At 75.0% G+C, this 17,839-nt stretch carries 18 protein-coding genes; 9 read left to right on the top strand and 9 right to left on the bottom strand.

All coding sequences use genetic code 11. The annotated features are described in order from the left end of the window. The first annotated feature begins 82 nt into the window (after positions 1–82). Entirely contained in the window at positions 83–1,873 is a 1,791-nt protein-coding gene (locus AB0K34_RS12435; RefSeq protein WP_364547835.1) for an AMP-binding protein, read from the top strand. On the opposite strand, the gene AB0K34_RS12430 is transcribed toward AB0K34_RS12435, so the two are convergent. Genes AB0K34_RS12430 through AB0K34_RS12420 form a run of 3 tightly spaced genes read right to left on the bottom strand, consistent with a single transcriptional unit; the run spans position 1,800 to position 4,527 of the window. Next, positions 1,800–2,996, bottom strand: coding sequence for a HAMP domain-containing sensor histidine kinase (locus tag AB0K34_RS12430; RefSeq protein WP_240807964.1), 1,197 nt, complete (start codon positions 2,994–2,996; stop codon positions 1,800–1,802). The two genes, AB0K34_RS12435 and AB0K34_RS12430, sit on opposite strands and share 74 nt — an antisense overlap. Continuing rightward, positions 2,993–3,655, bottom strand: coding sequence for a response regulator transcription factor (locus AB0K34_RS12425; protein WP_138638225.1), 663 nt, complete (start codon positions 3,653–3,655; stop codon positions 2,993–2,995). The genes AB0K34_RS12430 and AB0K34_RS12425 overlap by 4 nt, the downstream gene beginning before the upstream one ends. A 41-nt stretch (positions 3,656–3,696) precedes the next feature. Beyond that, on the bottom strand, positions 3,697–4,527 hold the full coding sequence (locus tag AB0K34_RS12420) for a hypothetical protein (protein ID WP_138638226.1): 831 nt from the start codon (positions 4,525–4,527) through the stop codon (positions 3,697–3,699). Positions 4,528–4,789: 262 nt separating this feature from the next. On the opposite strand from AB0K34_RS12420, the gene AB0K34_RS12415 reads away from it, so the two are divergent. From AB0K34_RS12415 to AB0K34_RS12395, 5 genes are all read left to right on the top strand, one after another. Next, on the top strand, positions 4,790–5,221 hold the full coding sequence (locus AB0K34_RS12415) for a hypothetical protein (protein ID WP_301177464.1): 432 nt from the start codon (positions 4,790–4,792) through the stop codon (positions 5,219–5,221). Continuing rightward, positions 5,218–6,249, top strand: a complete 1,032-nt coding sequence (locus AB0K34_RS12410; RefSeq protein ID WP_301177463.1) for a peptidoglycan-binding protein — start codon at positions 5,218–5,220, stop codon at positions 6,247–6,249. Before AB0K34_RS12415 ends, AB0K34_RS12410 begins: the two co-directional genes overlap by 4 nt. Beyond that, positions 6,246–6,953 (top strand): ABC transporter ATP-binding protein, encoded by a 708-nt coding sequence (locus AB0K34_RS12405; protein WP_301177462.1) that lies wholly within the window; start codon positions 6,246–6,248, stop codon positions 6,951–6,953. The genes AB0K34_RS12410 and AB0K34_RS12405 overlap by 4 nt, the downstream gene beginning before the upstream one ends. Beyond that, on the top strand, positions 6,950–8,143 hold the full coding sequence (locus AB0K34_RS12400) for an ABC transporter permease (protein WP_138641948.1): 1,194 nt from the start codon (positions 6,950–6,952) through the stop codon (positions 8,141–8,143). Before AB0K34_RS12405 ends, AB0K34_RS12400 begins: the two co-directional genes overlap by 4 nt. 77 nt (positions 8,144–8,220) lie before the next feature. Further along, positions 8,221–8,583 carry a hypothetical protein gene (locus tag AB0K34_RS12395; protein ID WP_138641945.1) on the top strand — a complete coding sequence of 121 codons (363 nt, stop codon included), beginning with the start codon at positions 8,221–8,223 and terminating at the stop codon, positions 8,581–8,583. Here the strand turns inward: AB0K34_RS12395 and efeU are convergent. From efeU to AB0K34_RS12375, 4 genes are all read right to left on the bottom strand, one after another. After that, positions 8,580–9,440 (bottom strand): iron uptake transporter permease EfeU, encoded by an 861-nt coding sequence (gene efeU / locus AB0K34_RS12390; protein ID WP_138641946.1) that lies wholly within the window; start codon positions 9,438–9,440, stop codon positions 8,580–8,582. The genes AB0K34_RS12395 and efeU overlap by 4 nt on opposite strands. 99 nt (positions 9,441–9,539) lie before the next feature. Then, positions 9,540–10,781, bottom strand: a complete 1,242-nt coding sequence (locus tag AB0K34_RS12385; RefSeq protein ID WP_138641949.1) for a ribonuclease D — start codon at positions 10,779–10,781, stop codon at positions 9,540–9,542. Positions 10,782–11,001: 220 nt separating this feature from the next. After that, entirely contained in the window at positions 11,002–11,568 is a 567-nt protein-coding gene (locus AB0K34_RS12380; protein ID WP_138641947.1) for a DUF3000 domain-containing protein, read from the bottom strand. A 157-nt stretch (positions 11,569–11,725) separates the two neighbouring features. Then, a complete protein-coding gene (locus AB0K34_RS12375) occupies positions 11,726–12,001 on the bottom strand; it encodes a hypothetical protein (protein WP_301177461.1) in 276 nt (91 codons plus the stop codon). A 229-nt stretch (positions 12,002–12,230) separates the two neighbouring features. Here AB0K34_RS12375 and hemE point away from each other — a divergent pair, with 229 nt between their 5' ends. Further along, a complete protein-coding gene (gene hemE / locus AB0K34_RS12370) occupies positions 12,231–13,244 on the top strand; it encodes a uroporphyrinogen decarboxylase (RefSeq protein WP_301177466.1) in 1,014 nt (337 codons plus the stop codon). On the opposite strand, the gene AB0K34_RS12365 is transcribed toward hemE, so the two are convergent. Together AB0K34_RS12365 and AB0K34_RS12360 are read right to left on the bottom strand one after the other, a co-directional pair. Then, positions 13,241–14,239 carry a DUF4349 domain-containing protein gene (locus tag AB0K34_RS12365; RefSeq protein WP_301177460.1) on the bottom strand — a complete coding sequence of 333 codons (999 nt, stop codon included), beginning with the start codon at positions 14,237–14,239 and terminating at the stop codon, positions 13,241–13,243. The genes hemE and AB0K34_RS12365 overlap by 4 nt on opposite strands. Before the next feature lie 177 nt (positions 14,240–14,416). After that, entirely contained in the window at positions 14,417–15,523 is a 1,107-nt protein-coding gene (locus AB0K34_RS12360; protein ID WP_138635450.1) for a hypothetical protein, read from the bottom strand. A gap of 152 nt (positions 15,524–15,675) precedes the next feature. On the opposite strand from AB0K34_RS12360, the gene hemG reads away from it, so the two are divergent. Further along, positions 15,676–17,148, top strand: a complete 1,473-nt coding sequence (gene hemG / locus AB0K34_RS12355) for a protoporphyrinogen oxidase (RefSeq protein WP_138635449.1) — start codon at positions 15,676–15,678, stop codon at positions 17,146–17,148. Further along, on the top strand, positions 17,105–17,803 hold the full coding sequence (hemQ, locus tag AB0K34_RS12350) for a hydrogen peroxide-dependent heme synthase (RefSeq protein ID WP_138635448.1): 699 nt from the start codon (positions 17,105–17,107) through the stop codon (positions 17,801–17,803). Before hemG ends, hemQ begins: the two co-directional genes overlap by 44 nt. Positions 17,804–17,839: the final 36 nt, after the last annotated feature.

The following is a 17,839-nucleotide window of genomic DNA, read 5'->3' as shown; positions in this document are numbered from 1 at the left end:
ACTACTCGTCAGTAACCACTGACGCGGCGGTGCCCTTGTTCGGCCCCTGGCAGGTGAGTACCGTGACGTGGGAGGAGGCACGGTGACGCACGCGAGGCCCGCGTACCGGCCGGGGATGCGCCGGCGGATCGGCCATATCCGCGATCTCACCGCCCTCCTGCTGCGCACCGGACTGCTCTTCGGCGGCGGCCCCCGCCGCCTCGTCCGGCAGCTCGGCACGCTGCGGCACTGGGGCACCACGCTCGCCGGGCTCGTCGCCGCGGCCGCCGCCCGCTCCCCGTCCCGGCCCGCGCTCATCGACGACGAGGGCGTGCTCACGTTCGCCGAACTCGACGAGCGCGCCGCCCGCCTCGCCGCCGCGCTGCCCCTCCAGGGCCCCCGCCCCCGCGTCGGCGTGCTGTGCCGCAACCACCGGGGCATGGCGCTGACGCTCGTCGCCTGCTCCCGGCGCGGCGCCGAGGTCGTGCTGCTCAACACCGGGTTCGGCGCCGGCCAGATCCGCGCCGTGCTCGGCGAGCTGCGCCCCGCCCTCATCGTCGCCGACGCCGAGTTCGCGCCGCTGCTCGGCAACGTCCCCATCGCGCTGCGCCGCACCGTGCTGTGGGCCGACCGCCGCCCCCCGGCCGGCATGCCGCTCGCCGCGCCCGTCCCGCTCGCCACGGCGCCGCCCCCGCCGCGTCCCGCCCCCGACCCCGCGCCCCGCCCCGCCGCCGGCACGGGCCCGAGCATCGGCGAGCTCATCGCCTCGGTGGACGCCGCCGACGCGGCGGCCGGGCCGCCGCAGATCCAGAGCCGCACCATCATGCTCAGCTCCGGCACCACCGGACGCCCCAAAGGTGCCCGCCGCCCGCCCCGGCCGGGCCTGTGGCCGCTCGCCTCCATGACGTCCCGGATCCCGCTGCGCGCCCGGCAGACGATGATCGTCGAGGCGCCGCTGTTCCACACCTGGGGCTACGCCGCGCTGCAGATGGCCTGGGCGCTGCGGGCGCCGGTCGTGCTGCACCGCCGCTTCGACCCCGAGCAGACGCTGCGCGCCATCACCGCGCACGGCGACGCCACCGTGTTCGCCGTCCCCGTCATGTGCCAGCGCATCCTGGAGCTCGCCCCGGAGGTCCGCGCCCGGTACGACACGTCCTCGCTGCGGATCTTCGCGCTGAGCGGCGCCGCGCTGTCCGGCGACCTCGCCACCCGGTTCATGGACGCCTTCGGCGACCGGCTCTACAACGTCTACGGGTCCACCGAGGTGTCCTGGGTCTCCATCGCCACCCCGCGCGACCTGCGGCTCGACCCGCGCACCGCCGGGCGGCCGCCGCGCAACACCGCGCTCGCCATCCTCGGCGACGACGGCCGCCGGCTCGGCCGCTCCACCCGCGGCCAGATCTTCGCCGCCAACGAGCTGCTGTTCGAGGGGTACACCGGCGGCGAGCCGATGGAGGTCCGCGACGGCCTCCTCGCCACCGGCGACCTCGGCCACATCGACCACCGCGGGCTGCTGTTCGTGGACGGCCGCGGCGACGGGACGGTGGTGTCCGGCGGCGAGAACATCGTCCCCCACGACGTGGAGGAGGCGCTGCTCCGGCTCCCCGAGGTCCAGGAGGCCGCGGTGACCGGCGTCCCCGACGAGGCGTGGGGGCAGCGGCTCGCCGCCTACATCGTGCTCCGCCCCGGCGCCACGCTCGACGCCGCCGCCGTCCGCGACTACGTGCACGCCCAGGTCGCCCGGTACGCGGTGCCCCGCGACGTGCACTTCATCCCCGAGCTGCCGCGCAACGCCACCGGCAAGGTCGTGCACCGCTGGCTCAGCGCCCGGCCGGGGCGGCCGCTTCCGGAGGGGCATGTGGAATGGCCGCGGCCGCGGGCAGCCGGACGGTGACCGACAGCCCGCCGTCCGGGCGCGGCTCGGCCTCCACCGCGCCGCCGTGCGCGCGCACCACCGCCCGCACGATCGACAGGCCGAGGCCCGCGCCGTCCCGCGACCCCGTCCGGTCGGCGCGCAGCCGCCGGAACGGCTCGAAGATCGCCGCCACCTCGTAGGCCGGGACGGCCGGCCCCGTGTTCACGACCTGCAAGAACGCCGCGCCGCCCCGGGCGCCCGTGCGGACCCACACCCGGCCGTCCGGCACGTTGTACTTCACCGCGTTCTCCAGCAGGTTCACCGCGCACCGCTCCAGCAGGACCGGATCACCCGACACGGCCGCCGGGGCGAGCCTCGCCTCCACGTCCACCGCCGGGTCGCCGAGCTGGTCGAGCGCGCTGCGGACCACGTCCGGCAGCGGGCACTCCGTCCGGACGGCCGGCTCCCGCTCGGACTTGGCGAGCAGCAGCAGCCCCTCGATGAGCCGCTCGTGGCGGGCGGTGTTGCCGAGCAGCACCTCCGCGAGCGCCTTCGTCTCCGGCGGGTTCCTCCTGCTCGCCATCGCGACCTCCAGCACCGTCCGGTTGATCGTCAGCGGCGTCCGCAGCTCGTGCGAGGCGTTCGCGACGAACCGGCGCTGCGCGTCGAACGCGCGGTTCAGCCGGTCCAGCATCCGGTCGAAGGTGTCGGCCAGGTCCTTGATCTCGTCCTGCGGGCCGTCCAGCGCGATCCGCTCGTGCATGGTGCTCTCCGACAGCCGCCGCGCCGTCGCCGTCACCCGGTGCAGCGGGCGCAGCATCCGCCCGGCCACCACGTACCCGATCACCACCCCGAGGACGCCGAGCACCAGCATCGTGACCAGCGAACTCTGCAGCAGCTGCTCCAGTACGTCCCGCTTCTGCTGCGCCAGCTGCCGGTCGGCATCCGCCTTCAGCCCCGCCAGCTGACTGAGATCGCCGTCCAGCGCCACGGACCGCAGCCGCACGACCGTGTCCGCGTCCAGGTCGCCGCGCCCGGAGAACCGGTCGTCCATCGTCCGGACGGTCAGCAGGTAGGTCACCGCGACCAGCACCGCCGACGTCACCAGGAACAGCGACCCGTACACCAGCGTCAGCCGCGTCCGGACGCTCAGCCGCTTCACCGCGCCTCCAGCCGGTACCCGGCGCCGGTCACCGTCTCGATCACCGGCGGCTGCCCGAGCTTGCGGCGCAGCGTCGCCATCGTGACCCGGACGATGTTGCTGAACGGGTCGATGTTCTCGTCCCACGCCCGCTCGAGCAGCCGCTCGGCGCTCACCACCCCGCCCTCGGCGCGCATCAGCTCCTCCAGCACGGCGAACTCCTTCCTCGTCAGCCGCAGCTCCCGGCCGTCCCGCGCCACCCTGCGCCGGTGCGGGTCGAGCCGGATGCCCCGCCGCTCCAGCACCGGCGGCACCGGCGGCCCCGACCTGCGCGCCAGCGCCCGCACCCGCGCGACCAGCTCGCTGAACACGAACGGCTTCGGCAGGTAGTCGTCCGCGCCGAGCGTCAGCCCGTCCACCCGGTCGCCGACGTCGCCCGCCGCCGTCAGCATCAGGATCCGCCCCCGGCTCCGCCGCTCCACCAGCTCCCGGCACACGTCGTCGCCGTGCACCGTCGGCAGGTCCCGGTCGAGGACCACCACGTCGTACTCGGTGTAGGACGCGAGCTCCAGCGCGTCGTCGCCGTCGTACACGACGTCGACGGCCATGGCCTCCTCGCGCAGCCCCTCGGCGATGGCGTCCGCGAGCACCCGCTCGTCCTCGACGATCAGAACACGCATCCCCCGAGCATCCCGCCCGGGGGGTTAAACCCCGATAAGCCTCAGCGCCGCCAGCACGTGTACGTCACGGTGGCCGTGCCGCCCGGCGCGAAGGAGACCGTCCCGCTGCCGCGCCCGCCGATATAGCACAGCACCGTCGGCCGCACGGTCACCGCCACCGACGCGGACCGGCCCGCCCTGAGCGTCCCGGCGCCGCCCGCGCTGACCCGCCCGGCCGTGTCCCGCACCGACGCAACCGACCACCGAACCGTGCCGCCCACCGCCGTCAGCCGGATGTAGCAGCGCGCCGGCACCCCCGCCGCCCGCACACCGCGGCACCCTGAGTCGTCCACCGCCAACCGCCCCGGCCCGCTCGGCACCTTGCGCGTCCGCTTCGGCTCGGCGGCCTTCTTCGTGGGCTTCGGCTCGTCCTTCTCATTAACCTCGTCCCCGGACGCCGGCGTCGGCGCCGCCGAAGGCGTCGGGGACTCGGGCGTGGTCATGGCCACCGGCGGTGCCGCAGAGGGCTTCGCCTCCGGTCCCGTGGCTTCGAAAAGCGCTAGCATCCCACCGGTCAGCGCAACAGCAGCGGCAGCGCCCCCGATCACCACGAGCCCCCGCTTCCGCCTCGGCGCGCTCCGGCACCGGTCGCGCACCGCTTCGTACAGCCAGTCCCGAAAGGTCCCCGCGTCCGGCACATCGGTACCTCGCAGCCCGACCAGCGCCTCCCGGACGGCCTCCACGGCCCGCTCATGGTCGCCGAGCAGCCCCTCCGCATACGTGACCAGCTCGGGCCCGTACACGTTGTAGACATGCCCGACCGCCCCCGGCCGCTGCGCCTGCAGCGCCTCGACAAGCCGGAAGTCCTCATTCAACGGCGGCGCACTGGACACGCCGGGATTATGACCGACCGACCACGATCCGTAGTGTGCACCAACCCCAAACTCCACCCCCCGCCTTTATCACCCACCCACGAATCCCCCCGCCGCCGACCCGTCTAATGCGGGTTTAACCCCTTGATGGGTGTCATGGCTTCTCGCTGGGGTGCAGGGCCCTGGCGGAGAGGACGTGATGGCGATTCGGGTTTGGGCCGCTGGGCTGGCGGTGCCGCTGGTTCTGGGGCCGGCGGCGTGCGGGAGTGACGACGGTGGCGGGGTGGCGACTGCCGGGGGTGCGGCGGCGACGGCGTCCGCTTCGGCGTCGGCGAGTGCCTCGCTGTCGCCGGAGGACGCGCGGCTGAAGTTCGCGCAGTGCATGCGGGAGAACGGGGTGGACGTCCCCGATCCGGGTGCGGCGGACGAGAAGGCGATGCGGTTCGGGAAGGGGAGCGACCGCAAGAAGCTGGAGGGCGCGCTGGAGAAGTGCCGGCAGTGGTTGCAGGCGGGCGGGAAGATGCCCGACCTCAAGGACCCCAAGGTGCGCGACCAGTTCGTCAAGCTCGCGCAGTGCATGCGCGAGCACGGGGTGAACATCCCGGACCCGGGGCCCGACGGGAAGATCGAGTTCCCGAAGGGGGACGTCGACCCCGGTGCGCTGGAGAAGGCGCGGGACGCGTGCAAGGCCGACCTGCCGGGGGCCGGGCGGTGAGGCGCGCGGTCGCGGGCGGGGTCGCCGCCGCGGTGGTGGCCGGCGGCGGGGGCGCGCTGGCCTGGACGACGGGCGGGGGCGAGGCGCAGGGCGCGCCGGCGGCGCTGAGCACCGCCGTCGTGACCCGGGGCGATCTCGTCGACACCGAGAAGGTGGACGGGAAGCTCACCTACGACGACGTGCGGGAGGTGTGGAGCGGGGTGTCCGGTGTGGTGACGTGGGCGCCGGAGCAGGGCGCGGCGGTCAAGCGGGGCGGGACGCTGCTGAAGGTGGCGGGCGAGCCGGTCACGCTGATGTACGGCGGCAGCCCCATGTACCGGACGTTGCGGAACGGCGTGTCGGGCAAGGACGTCCGGCAGCTCGAAGAGAACCTGCGGGCGCTCGGGTACGGCGGGATGACGGTGGACCGCGAGTTCACCGGCGCGACCGAGGCCGCGGTGAAGGAGTGGCAGGACGATCGCGGCCTGGACGTGACCGGCGCCGTCGGCCCTGAGCAGGTCGTCTTCCTGGACGGGGCCGTTCGCGTCCGGGACGTGAAGGCGCCCGAGGGCAAGCGCGTCGGGCAGGGGCAGCCGGTCCTGACGGTGGCCGGGACGAGGCGCGTCGTCCATGTCGATCTGGACGCCGACAAGCAGGACCTCGCCAAGGAGGGCGCCGCCGTCACGGTGGAGCTGCCCGGCGGAGAGACGGTGAAGGGGAAGATCACCAAGGTGAGCCGGGTCGCGCAGAGCAGCGGGACGGGGCAGGACAAGAAGACCACGGTCGGCGTCGACATCTCGATCGGCGGCGCCGGCACGGGACGGCTCGACGAGGCCCCGGTCGGCGTCGAGCTGGAGAGCGAGCGGCGCGAGGACGTCCTGACCGTGCCGGTCGAGGCGCTGCTGGCGCTGCGGGAGGGCGGTTTCGGTGTCGAGTCCGCCGACCGGCGGCTCGTGCCCGTGCGGGTCGGCGCGTTCGGCGGCGGACGGGTCGAGATCAGCGGAGACGGTGTCCGCGCGGGCATGAAGGTCGGGGTGCCGGCCGAATGAGCACGCGGGAGACGGGCGATCCCATCGTCGAGCTGACCGGGGTCACCAAGGAGTACGCGGGCGGCGTCGCGGCGCTGAAGGGCGTCGACCTGCGGATCGCGCCGGGGGAGCTGGTCGCGATCGCCGGGCCGTCCGGGTCGGGCAAGTCGACGCTGCTGCACATGGTCGGGACGCTGGACCGGCCGACCGGGGGACGGGTGCGGGTCGCCGGGCACGAGGTCGCGGGCCTCGGCGACCGGGAGCTGTCGGCGCTGCGGGCCCGGCACATCGGGTTCGTGTTCCAGCAGTTCCACCTGGCGGCGGGCGTGAGCGCGCTCGACAACGTCGCCGACGGGCTGCTGTACGGCGGCGCCGGGCCGGGGGAGCGGCGGGAGCGGGCGCGGGCCGCGCTCGGCCGCGTCGGGCTCGGGCACCGGACGGGGCACCGGCCGCACGAGCTGTCCGGCGGCGAGCAGCAGCGGGTCGCGGTGGCGCGGGCCGTCGCGGGCGAGCCGGACCTGCTGCTCGCCGACGAGCCCACCGGCAACCTCGACTCGGCGGCGGGCGCCGAGGTGCTCGCCCTGCTGGACGAGCTGCACCGGGCCGGCACCACCGTCGCGATCATCACCCATGACGCGGAGGTCGCGGCCGCGGCGCCGCGCCGGGTCCGGGTCCGGGACGGGCTGATCGTCGCGGACGAGCGGGCGACGGGGGCGGGGCGGTGAGGGCGGCGCTCGTGCCCGCGCGGCTCGGCCCCGGCGACGTGCTGCGCCTCGGCCTCGCCGGGCTGCGGGCCCGCCCGGCGCGGGCGGTGCTGTCCGCGCTCGGCGTCGCGATCGGGATCGCGACGATGGTCGCGGTCATCGGGATCTCCTCGTCCGGCAAGGAGGACCTGCTGCGGCGGCTCGACCGGCTCGGCACCAACCTGCTCACCGCCAAGCCCGGCGACACCCTGTTCGGCGACAAGGCGCAGCTCCCCGAGTCGGCGCCGGAGATGGTGCGGCGGATCGGCCCGGTCACGGCGGTCGGCGCGACCGGGTCCGTGGACGCCACCGTCCGGCGGACCGACAAGATCCCGGCGGAGGTCACCCAGGGCATCGCCGTGCAGGCCGCGACGACCGGGCTGCTCGGCACGCTCGGCGCGGAGACCGCGAGCGGGACCTGGCTGAACGCCGGCACCGCCCGCTACCCCGGCGTCGTGCTCGGCGCGGAGGCGGGGCGCCGCCTCGGCATGGACCGGGCGGGCGGACGGGTGTGGATCGGCGGCCGCTGGTTCACCGTCCTCGGCGTGCTGCGGCCCGCCGAGCTGGCCCCCGAGATCGACCGCTCCGCACTCGTCGGCTGGGACGCGGCCCGCCGCCACCTGGCCTTCGACGGGCACCCGACCACGGTCTACGAGCGGTCCACGGACGCGTCGGTGAACGACGTCCGGGCCGTGCTGGCCCGCACGGTCAACCCCGAGCGCCCCGAGGAGGTCCAGGTCAGCCGCCCCTCGGACGCGCTGGAGGCCAAGGCCGCGGCGACCGGCGCGTTCACCGGGCTGCTGCTCGGGCTCGGCGCGGTCGCGCTGCTGGTCGGCGGGGTCGGCGTCGCGAACACGATGGTGGTCTCGGTGCTGGAGCGGCGCCGCGAGATCGGGCTGCGCCGCTCCCTCGGCGCCACCCGCGGGCAGGTCCGCGTCCAGTTCCTCGCCGAGTCGCTGCTGCTGTCGGTGTCCGGCGGCGCGGCCGGGACGGTCCTCGGCGCGGCCGTGACCGCCGGGTTCGCGCTGTGGAAGGGGTGGCCGCCCGTCGTGCCGGCCTGGGCGCTCGGCGGGGCGCTCGCCGCGACGCTGGTGATCGGCACGGCCGCCGGGCTGTACCCGGCGGTGCGGGCCGCGCGGCTGCCGCCGACGGCCGCCCTCGCGTCGGTCTGACTCTGGCCACGCCGCGCCGGGCCGGTGCATGATTGGGGCATCGCCGTGTTCCGCCCCGGGGGAGGTGCCTCGCAGCCATGCCGGTGACACGTCCGCTCCGTGAGCGCTGCCGGGAGTTCCTCGGGATCGACGGCGAGATCCGCTACATCTTCCCCGCGATGGCCTACGGCGGCGGCGCCGGGTTCATCTTCGTCGTCACCGACGACCAGGTCGCCGTGATCAGCACCGGCCCGCTCAGCCGCAGCACCCCGAGGACGGTCTGGGGCAGCTACCCGCGCGGCACCCGGATCGGGCCGGTGGAGACCGGCGCCGGCGCGTCGTTCGAGTTCGCCGGCGCCGTGTTCGAGGTCGACGACGAGTACGTGCCGGTCGTGAACGCGGCCGACGCCGAGATCTTCGACCGGGACAGCCTGCCCCGCGACCCGCTCCCCGACCTCTAGGACGTCGCCGGCTCGGTGGCCGCCGCGGGCGCCGGGCGCGGCGTCGACGGGTTGCGCAGGAACAGCGCCATCACCGGGACCAGGTACGCCGCCCACATGACCAGCTGCAGCCAGGTGATCTGCGGGGTGACGTTCAGGACGCCCTGGAACACCGTCTGCATCCAGTCGCCCGCGGTGCCGAACTTGGCGAAGAACAGGTGCGGCTCCAGCGCGACGGCGTTCAGGCCGGGGAAGACCTCGGCCTCCTGGAGGTCGTGGAAGCCGTAGCCGAACACGCCCGCGGCGACGACGATGAGCGCGGCGCCCGTCCAGGTGAAGAACCGCCGCAGGTTGATCTTCAGGCCGCCGCGGTAGAGCAGGTAGCCGAGCGCGATCGCGACGGCGAGGCCGAGCACCGCGCCGATGATCGGCTGGGTGGAGCCCTCGGAGGAGTTGGAGATGTTCGTCCACAGGAACAGGGCGGTCTCCAGGCCCTCGCGCCCCACGGCGAGGAACGCGACGGCGGCGAGCGCGAGCGGCCCGATGTCCAGCGCGCCCTCCAGCTTTCCCTCCAGCTCCGCCTTCATGAACCGGGCGGTCTTGCGCATCCAGAAGACCATCCAGGTGACGAGCCCCACCGCGACGATCGACAGGATGCCGCCGAACAGCTCCTGCGTCTTGAACTGCATCTCCGAGGACGCGGCGGTCAGCGCGATGCCGAAGGCGAACGCCAGCGCGACGGCGGCGCCGATCCCCGCCCACACGGGGAGCAGGGCCCGGCGGTTGCCGGTCTTCACCAGATAGGCGATCAGGATGCTCACGACCAGTGCGGCCTCGAGCCCCTCGCGCAGTCCGATGAGGAAGTTGCCCAGTAGCATCGCCGCGCTCCTCCGGAAGGCCCAGGTCTTTTAGGCAAAGCTAACCTAAGCCAGTTTGCTCCCGCGCGCCCGCCCCCGGCAAGGGGCCGGGGGTGTGGCTCAGAGCTCTCCTTTGGTCTCCAGCCGGAGGAACGCCTTGGCGATCGGCTGGGCGGTCAGCTCGACCTGCCAGCTCCGGGCGCCGAGGTCGCGGAGCGCGGCGCCGATCGCCGACGGCGACGACTCCGCGGGCGGTGTCCACGCCAGCCGCCGGATGGAGTCCGGCTGGACGAGGTTCTCCGACGGCATCGAGTGCTCGTCGGCGAGCGCGGCGACGACCGCGCGGGCGGCGGTGAGCCGCTTGGCGGCCTCCGGGTCGCGGTCGGCCCAGCGGTGCGCGGGCGGCGGCCCGTCGCCGGGGAGGTTCGACTCCGGCAGCGCCCGGTCCGGCAGCTCGCGGGCGCGGGCGACGGCGCGCAGCCACGCCGACTGGTGCCGGCGGGCGCCGCGCCCCCGCATGGTCGGCAGGGCCTGCAGCTCGGCGGGGGTCTTCGGCGCCTGCTGCGCCAGCTCGATGATCGCGGCGTCCTGCAGCACCCGGCCGGGGGACAGGTCGCGCTCCTGGGCGATCTTGTCGCGGGCCGTCCACACCTCGCGGACGGTGGCGAGCGCCCGCCGGTTGCGCACCCGGTGGATGCCGGACGTGCGGCGCCACGGGTCGGGGCGCGGCGGCTTCGGCGGCGTCGCGAGGATCGCGGCGAACTCCTCCAGCGCCCACTCCAGCTTGCCCGCGGCGGTCAGCTCCTCCTGCAGGGCGTCGCGCAGCTCGACCAGCAGCTCGACGTCGAGCGCGGCGTAGCGGAGCCAGTCCTCGGGGAGGGGGCGGGTGGACCAGTCGGCCGCCGAGTAGCCCTTCTCCAGCACGAAGCCGAGCACGTTCTCGACCATGGAGCCGAGCCCGACCCGCGGGTAGCCGAGCAGCCGCCCGGCCAGCTCGGTGTCGAACAGCCGGCGCGGGACGAGCCCGACCTCGGCCAGGCACGGCAGGTCCTGGTTGGCGGCGTGCAGCACCAGCTCGGCGTCGGCGAGCGCCGCGTCGAGCCCGGACAGGTCGGGGCAGCCGATCGGGTCGATCAGCGCCGTGCCGGCGCCCGCGCGGCGCAGCTGGATCAGATACGCGCGCTGCCCGTACCGGTAGCCGGAGGCCCGCTCGGCGTCGACCGCCACCGGACCGGTGCCCGCGGCGAACGCCGCGATGACGCGCTCGAGCCCGGCGGCCGTCGCGACCACCGGCGGGACGCCCTCGCGCGGTTCCAGCAGGGGGACGGCCGGGGGACCGGTGTCGTCCTCCGTGCGCTGCAGGCCCCGCCCCGCCCCGGCCTGCTCGGGAACGGTCCCGGGCCGCTGATCTACGGCCGTCTCCTCCGCACCGGACTCCCCTTGGGGGCCGGTGGCGCGCGTTTCGGACACTCCCACTGCTTCCGTGTTCTCCCCCGCCGCCTGCTCGATGCCGGATCCGATTCCGGACGCTGTGCTCACGCCCCCTACCGTACGTCTTTCAACCGCCTGGACCGCCCCGCCGTCAACCCCCTCCGCCGCCGGGCCGGTCGGGCAGCGCGGCGACTCCGGACGGCGGCAGCCCGGCCGTGGTGCACATCACCTCGCACCATGCCGCGACATGGCCGGCGAGGTCGTCGCCGGTCGGCGACCACGAGGCGCGCAGCTCCAGTTCGGTGGTGGACGGCTCGCCCTGCTTGTCGCCGAAGCTCTCCGACACCGCGCGGGTGATCGTCCCGGACACGTTCGCGTACCCGGCGGGCTCCAGCGCCTCGAGCAGCCAGTCCCAGGCGACGGAGCCGATCAGCTCGTCGGCGGCGATGTCGGGCTCCAGGTCGGCGCGGATGTAGGCGACGACGCGGAACCCGTTCGTCCAGCCGGATCTGCCCTCCGGGTCGTACAGGACGATGAGCCGCCCGGTGGCGACCTCGGTGTCGTCGTCGCGGTAGACGCTGCCGGACATGGCCGCCGCGTAGGGCGCGAGGCGCTGCGGGGCGGGCATGTCCTCCAGGTCGAGCTCCGGCCGGACGGCGGGGCCGTCGAGGAACGCGCGGAGCGTGTCGACGGCCCGCTGGAAGGCAGGTGGGTTCATGGATGGACCGGCCTGGTCGCGGGAAGGTGGCGGAGCGCCGCGGGGCGGCGCGGGACGGTGCTGCCGGGGCGGCGGCGCCCCGGCGCGCGCGGCGACGGGGGGACGCGGAGGGGAAACGGGCACGGCACAGGTGGTTTCGTCTCGGGGGCCGGGCCGGTCAGGCCACGGCCCGCGCGGTGGCGGCGCCGCCGGGCGCCCGGACGGTCGCGGGGGCGGTCGAGGGGACGGACGCGGGGACGGGGACGGGCGCGGCGCCGGTCGCGCGGGCCGGGCCGGAACCGGTCGCGCGGGGCGCGGCGGTCACCGGCGGCAGACCGACCAGGATGGCCGTGCCGCACTCGGTGCACGCCCGCTCGGGGCACTCCACGCCGTGCCCGTCGGGACACGGCGGCTGCTCGAACACGCGTTCATCACCGCAGGTGGAGCAGTACAAGGGGGAACCTCCCTCGGCTATGACACGCATCACGTTCGCACGCGCCGGTGACAGAATGCGGGACTTCGCTCGGCGTGTCCGGAAGTTCGTTTCGCCCCCGGGGCCCCTCCGGTGCCGTCCCACCTGCGTTCCATGGGACCATCACAACGTGACCGCTGACGCTGCCCGTTCGAACGACGACTCTGCGCGCACGCCCGCCGACGGCGCCCTCGCAGAGAGCCCCTTCCTGCTGGCCTGCCGGCGGCGGCCGGTGCCGCACACGCCCGTGTGGTTCATGCGGCAGGCGGGCCGCTCCCTGCCGGAGTACCTGCGGGTGCGCGAGGGCGTCCCGATGCTGGAGTCCTGCACCCGCCCCGACATGATCGTGGAGATCACGATGCAGCCCGTGCGCCGCTACGCGGTGGACGCGGCGATCTTCTTCAGCGACATCATGGTGCCGCTGAAGGCGATCGGCGTCGACCTCGACATCAAGCCGGGCGTCGGGCCGGTCATCGCCGACCCCGTCCGGTCGGCGGCCGACCTCGACCTGCTGCGCCCCCTCACCCCGGACGACGTCCCGTACGTGTCCGAGGCCGTGCGGGGCCTGGTCGGCGAGCTGGGCGCGACGCCGCTGATCGGGTTCGCGGGCGGCCCGTTCACGCTCGCCTCGTACCTGATCGAGGGCGGGCCGTCCAAGAACCACGAGCGCACCAAGGCCATGATGTACGGCGAGCCGGAGCTGTGGGGCCGCCTCATGGACCGCCTCGCCGACCTCACGATCGCGTTCCTGAAGATCCAGGTCGCGGCCGGGGCGAGCGCCGTGCAGGTGTTCGACTCGTGGGTCGGCGCGGTCGCCGCGCAGGACTACCGCGAGTCGGTGCTCCCGTACACCCGCCGCATCTTCGCCGAGGTCGAGCCGCTCGGCGTGCCGCGCATCCACTTCGGCGTCGGGACGGGCGAGCTGCTCGGCCCGATGGGCGAGGCCGGTGCCGACGTCGTCGGCGTCGACTGGCGCGTCCCGCTGGACGAGGCCGTCAGCCGGGTCGAGCCCGGCAAGGCCCTGCAGGGCAACCTCGACCCGGCGATCCTGTTCGCGCCGTGGGAGACGGTGGAGCGCCGCGCCCGCGACGTCCTCGCCCGGGGCCGCACCGCCGAGGGGCACATCTTCAACCTGGGCCACGGCGTCCTTCCGTCCACCGACCCGGACATGCTGGCCCGCCTCGCGGACCTCGTCCACGAGGCGAGCAGCGAAGACCGGGCCTAGGCGGGCGGGGGCGGCGGCTGCTGCGACGCGCCGGGGGCGGCGGCGGCCCTTTCCGGGGCGGGCTGCGGCGCGGGCACCGCGGGCGGCACGGGCCGCCGGCGGCCTCCGAACAGCCCGCCGAACCGGGCGCGCAGCCGGTGCCGCAGCAGGTACAGCGGCACGCCGATCACGGCGGCGGCGAGCAGGAACGGCAGCAGCCAGCCGAGGACGAGGGCGAGGCCGCCGACGAACGCGACGAACGCGTCCCAGCCGTTCTGCAGGCCGCCGACGAAGCCGCCGCGCTCGTCGTCGTCCTTCTTCGGCGCGGTGGCCTTGGTGACCAGCGTCAGCGTCACGGTCGCGTACTGGGTGCGGTGCTTGAGCGTGTTCAGCCGGGCCTGCAGCGCCTCCAGGTCGGCCTCGCGCTGGGCGATCTCCTGCTCGACCTGGATGACCTCGCCGACGGAGTTCGCGCGGCCGAGCAGCTTGCGGAACGACTCCAGGGCGGCCTTCGCCGACCGGACGCGGGCGTCGACGTCGGCGACCTCGCCGGTGACGTCCTCGGCCTCCTGGGAGAGCGAGATCCGGGTGCCGAGCTGCGTGCCGAGCCGGTTCAGCACGTCGGAGTAGCGGTCGGCGGGGACCTTCAGCGTGATCTGCGAGTGGGGCGGCTCGCTCGAACTGGACTCCTGCTCGACGTAGCCGCCGGCCGACTCCGCCATCTGCTTGGCCTTGGCGGCGGCGTCCTCCACGTCGCCGGCGCGGACCCGCAGGCGCGCCGAGTGCACGACCTCCCGCCCGGTCGGCAGCGGCGCCCGCGCGCCCTTCGCGGTCCCCTGGCGGCCGGTGCTCCCCGCGGTGCCGTTCTCGGCCCGGGACGGCGCCGCGGGGGCCGCCGCGCCGCCCCGGTCCACGGCCTCCGACGTACCGGACGAGTCGCCGCCCCCGCATGCGGCCAGGACCCCGGCCAGCAGCAGGACGACCAGCGCACATGTGACGTTCCTGACGTTCCGCATGGCGCTTGGACGAGGTGGCGCAGATCACCGTTCCGGCGGGCGAATCACGATCAGGCCACGAAGGGGCGGCACGGAGGCGGTGGGGAGGTGGCGAGAAGGCGGCGCGGTGCGGCGCGGCCACGGCCCGTCCCCCGTGCGGGCCGTGACCGCGCCGCGCCGACCGGCCGGCGGGCCGCGTCAGCCGTCGGTGAGGACGACGGGACCGCCGATGTTCACCGACCCGAGCGTCCAGAGGGCGCCGGTGCCGGGGACGACCGCGAGGGCGGTCGCCCAGATGTTGCTGCGGTTCGGCACGGCGGTGGTCGGGACCCGCTCCCACGTCCCGCCGCTGTAGCGGAGCAGGCCGGGCTTGGCGGGCTCGTCGAGCAGGTGCCCGAGCGCCCACAGCGTCCCGTCCTCGCCCTTGACGATCCTGTTGAGCGCGTTGAAGCCGGGCGGCGGCGTGACGCTGCTCCAGGCGGTGCCGTCCCAGTGCACCAGGATGGGCGCGGCCGGGGACGCGGCGTAGTTGGTGCCGACGGCCCAGGCTTCGGTGGGGGAGACGGCCACCATGTCGGTGATGCCGTGGATGCCGTCGTTCGGCTGGTTCACCGGGACCTGAGTCCAGGACCGCCCGTCCCAGTGGTGCGCCTCAAGCGTCCGGTCGTACGGGCCGGGGGTGCTCAGGACCCAGATGTCGTCGTCGGCCCGGATGGTGAACTGGCGCAGGGAGACGTCCGGGAGCGTGGTGATGTGCGTCCACGTGGCGCCCGTCCGGCGGTAGATCCCGCTGTCCACGGTCACCCAGACCCCGTCCGTGCGCGCGTCGACGGTCAGGGTCTTGGACGCGGACGGCAGGGCCACCTCCTCGAACCGCGAGCCGGTGAAGTGGCCCAGGTAGGGGCCGCGCGTCCCGGCGGTCCCGTCGCCGGCCCTGGTGCCGCCGATCCACACGTCCTCCGGGCCGACGGCGTCGACGTCGGAGACCGAGGCGCGGCTGGACAGGTTCTGCAGCTCGTACTCGACCCAGCGCCCGTTCTGCCAGCGCCGCACGACGGGGTTGCCGGGGATCGTCTGCCCGGTCCCGGGGATGGGGCCGGGGATGACGATCTCCCCCTGGAGCCCGCTGATCCAGACGCTGTCGGGCGAGGCGGCGTCGACGTCGTAGAGGTAGTTGTTCGGCCAGAAGAACGGCAGGGAGACCGGTCTGAAGTCGCCGCGGGTCGCGGCGGCCGCCGGGGACGCGAGCCCGGCGGCCAGCAGGAGGGCCGCGGCGGCGGCCAGTGGAGCCTTCCAGGAGATCATGCGTGCCAGTATCCACTGGCAGAGTGTTCGAGATCTTGTCACTTCTCCGATAAAAAGGGCGTCCGGCGGCGGTCCGCGAACCGGCGGTGTGACACGCGCCGCTCCGGCCGCCCCGGTGCGCGATCCGGCGGACCGTCTGGAAGGCTGGAGCCATGACCACGTCCCATGCCGTTGTCGTCGGGGGCGGCATCGCGGGCCTCGCCGCCGCCCGGATGCTCGCCCGGGACGGCGTGCGGGTGACCGTGCTCGAGGGCTCCCCCCAGATCGGCGGCAAGCTGCGCGTCAGCGAGATCGCCGGCGTCCCGGTCGACGAGGGCGCCGAGTCGATGCTGGCCCGCCGCCCCGAGGGCCTCGACCTCGTGCGCGGCCTCGGCCGCGCCGCCGACCTGGTGAACCCCGGCACCGCCTCCTCGGCCATCCTCAGCCGGGGCGCGCTGCGCCGCCTCCCGTCCGGGCAGGTCATGGGCGTCCCGTCCGACCTGCGCGCGCTGGCCGCCTCCCAGGTGCTGTCGCCGGCCGGGCTCGCGCGCGTCCCGCTCGACCTCGTGCTGCCGGAGACGCCGCGCGGCGGGGACGTGTCCGTCGCCGCCTACATCGGCGCCCGCGTCGGCCGCGAGGTCGTCGACCGGCTCGTCGAGCCGCTCCTCGGCGGCGTGTACGCGGGCCGGGCCGAGCTGCTGTCGTTCGAGGCGACGCTGCCCGCCGTCGCCGCCGCCGCGCGCGGGCACCGGTCGCTGATCAGCGCCGTCCAGGGCATGCGGAAGGCCGCGCCCGCGGACGCCGGCCCGGTGTTCGCCACGCTGCCGGACGGCCTCGGCACGCTCCCGCACCTGGTCGCCGACGACATCACCGCCGCCGGCGGGACGGTCCGCACCGGCGCGACGGTGCGCGAGCTGCGCCGCCGCGAGGACGGCTGGCGGCTCACTATCGGCCCCACCCGCGACCCCGAGTACCTGGACGCCGACGCCGTGGTGGTCGCGGTCCCGGCCGCGCCCGCGGCCCGGCTCCTGGAGCCGGACGTGCCCGCCGCCGCGCGCGAGCTCGCCGGCATCGAGTACGCCAGCATGGCGATCATCACGCTGGCCTACCGCCCCACCGCGTTCCCGCGGCTGCCGAAGGGCAGCGGCTACCTCGTCCCGGCCGTGGAGAGCGACCCCGAGCGCGGCGGCCGGGGCGTCAAGGCCGTCACGTTCAGCTCGGTAAAATGGCCCCACCTGCGCGAGCGCGACCCCGGCGTCATCGCGGTGCGCTGCTCCGTCGGGCGGCTCGGCGAGGAGCGCACGCTCCAGCGGAGCGACGAGGAGCTGGCCGCCACCGCCATGGCCGAGCTCGCCGCGACGTGCGGCGTCACCGAGCTGCCCGCCGAGAGCCGGGTGACCCGGTGGGGCGGCGGCCTCCCGCAGTACAACGTGGGCCACGCCGACCGCGTGGCCAAGGTCCGGGCCGCGGTCGCCGGGACGCCGGGGCTGGCCGTCGCCGGCGCCGCCTACGACGGGCTCGGCATCCCCGCGTGCATCGCCTCGGCGCGCGCGGCGGCGACCCGGGTGCTGGACCATCTGCGCAGTCGAGAAGGAGTGGAACATGGCCGATCAGGCGGGCAAGCCGAAGGCACGCGAACTCAATAACGTCATCCGCTACACGATGTGGTCGGTCTTCCGGGTCGCGAAGCCCGGCACGCTCGGCGAGCAGGACGCCGCCGAGGTGCAGGACCTGCTCGACCAGGCCGCGCAGAAGGACGTCACCACCCGCGGCGCCTACGACGTCGCCGGGCTGCGCGCGGACGCCGACTACATGTTCTGGTGGCACGCGCCGACGTCCGACGACCTCCAGGAGGTCTACACCCGGTTCCGCCGGACGGCGCTGGGCCGCGCTAGTGAGCCGGTCTGGTCGCAGATGGCGCTGCACCGCCCGGCGGAGTTCAACAAGAGCCACATCCCCGCGTTCCTCGCCGACGAGGAGCCGCGGAACTACGTGTGCGTGTACCCGTTCGTGCGGTCCTACGAGTGGTACCTGCTGCCGGACGACGAGCGCCGCGCGATGCTCGCCGAGCACGGCAAGATGGCGCGCGACTACCCCGACGTCCGGGCCAACACGGTCGCGGCGTTCGCGCTCGGCGACTACGAGTGGATGCTGGCGTTCGAGGCCGACGAGCTGCACCGCATCGTCGACCTGATGCGCCACCTGCGCGGCGCGAAGGCGCGGCTGCACACCCGCCTGGAGATCCCGTTCTACACCGGGCGCCGCAAGCCGGTCGCCGAACTGGTCGCCGGCCTGGCCTGATCCGGCCCGAGGGCGGGCCCCGCCGTACCCGAGGCA

This window comes from Actinomadura sp. NPDC049382 (assembly GCF_040677125.1).
Lineage (GTDB): Bacteria > Actinomycetota > Actinomycetes > Streptosporangiales > Streptosporangiaceae > Spirillospora > Spirillospora geliboluensis.
The sequence above is the reverse complement of the archived record's forward strand: the minus strand, read 5'-3'. Positions and strand labels throughout refer to the sequence as shown.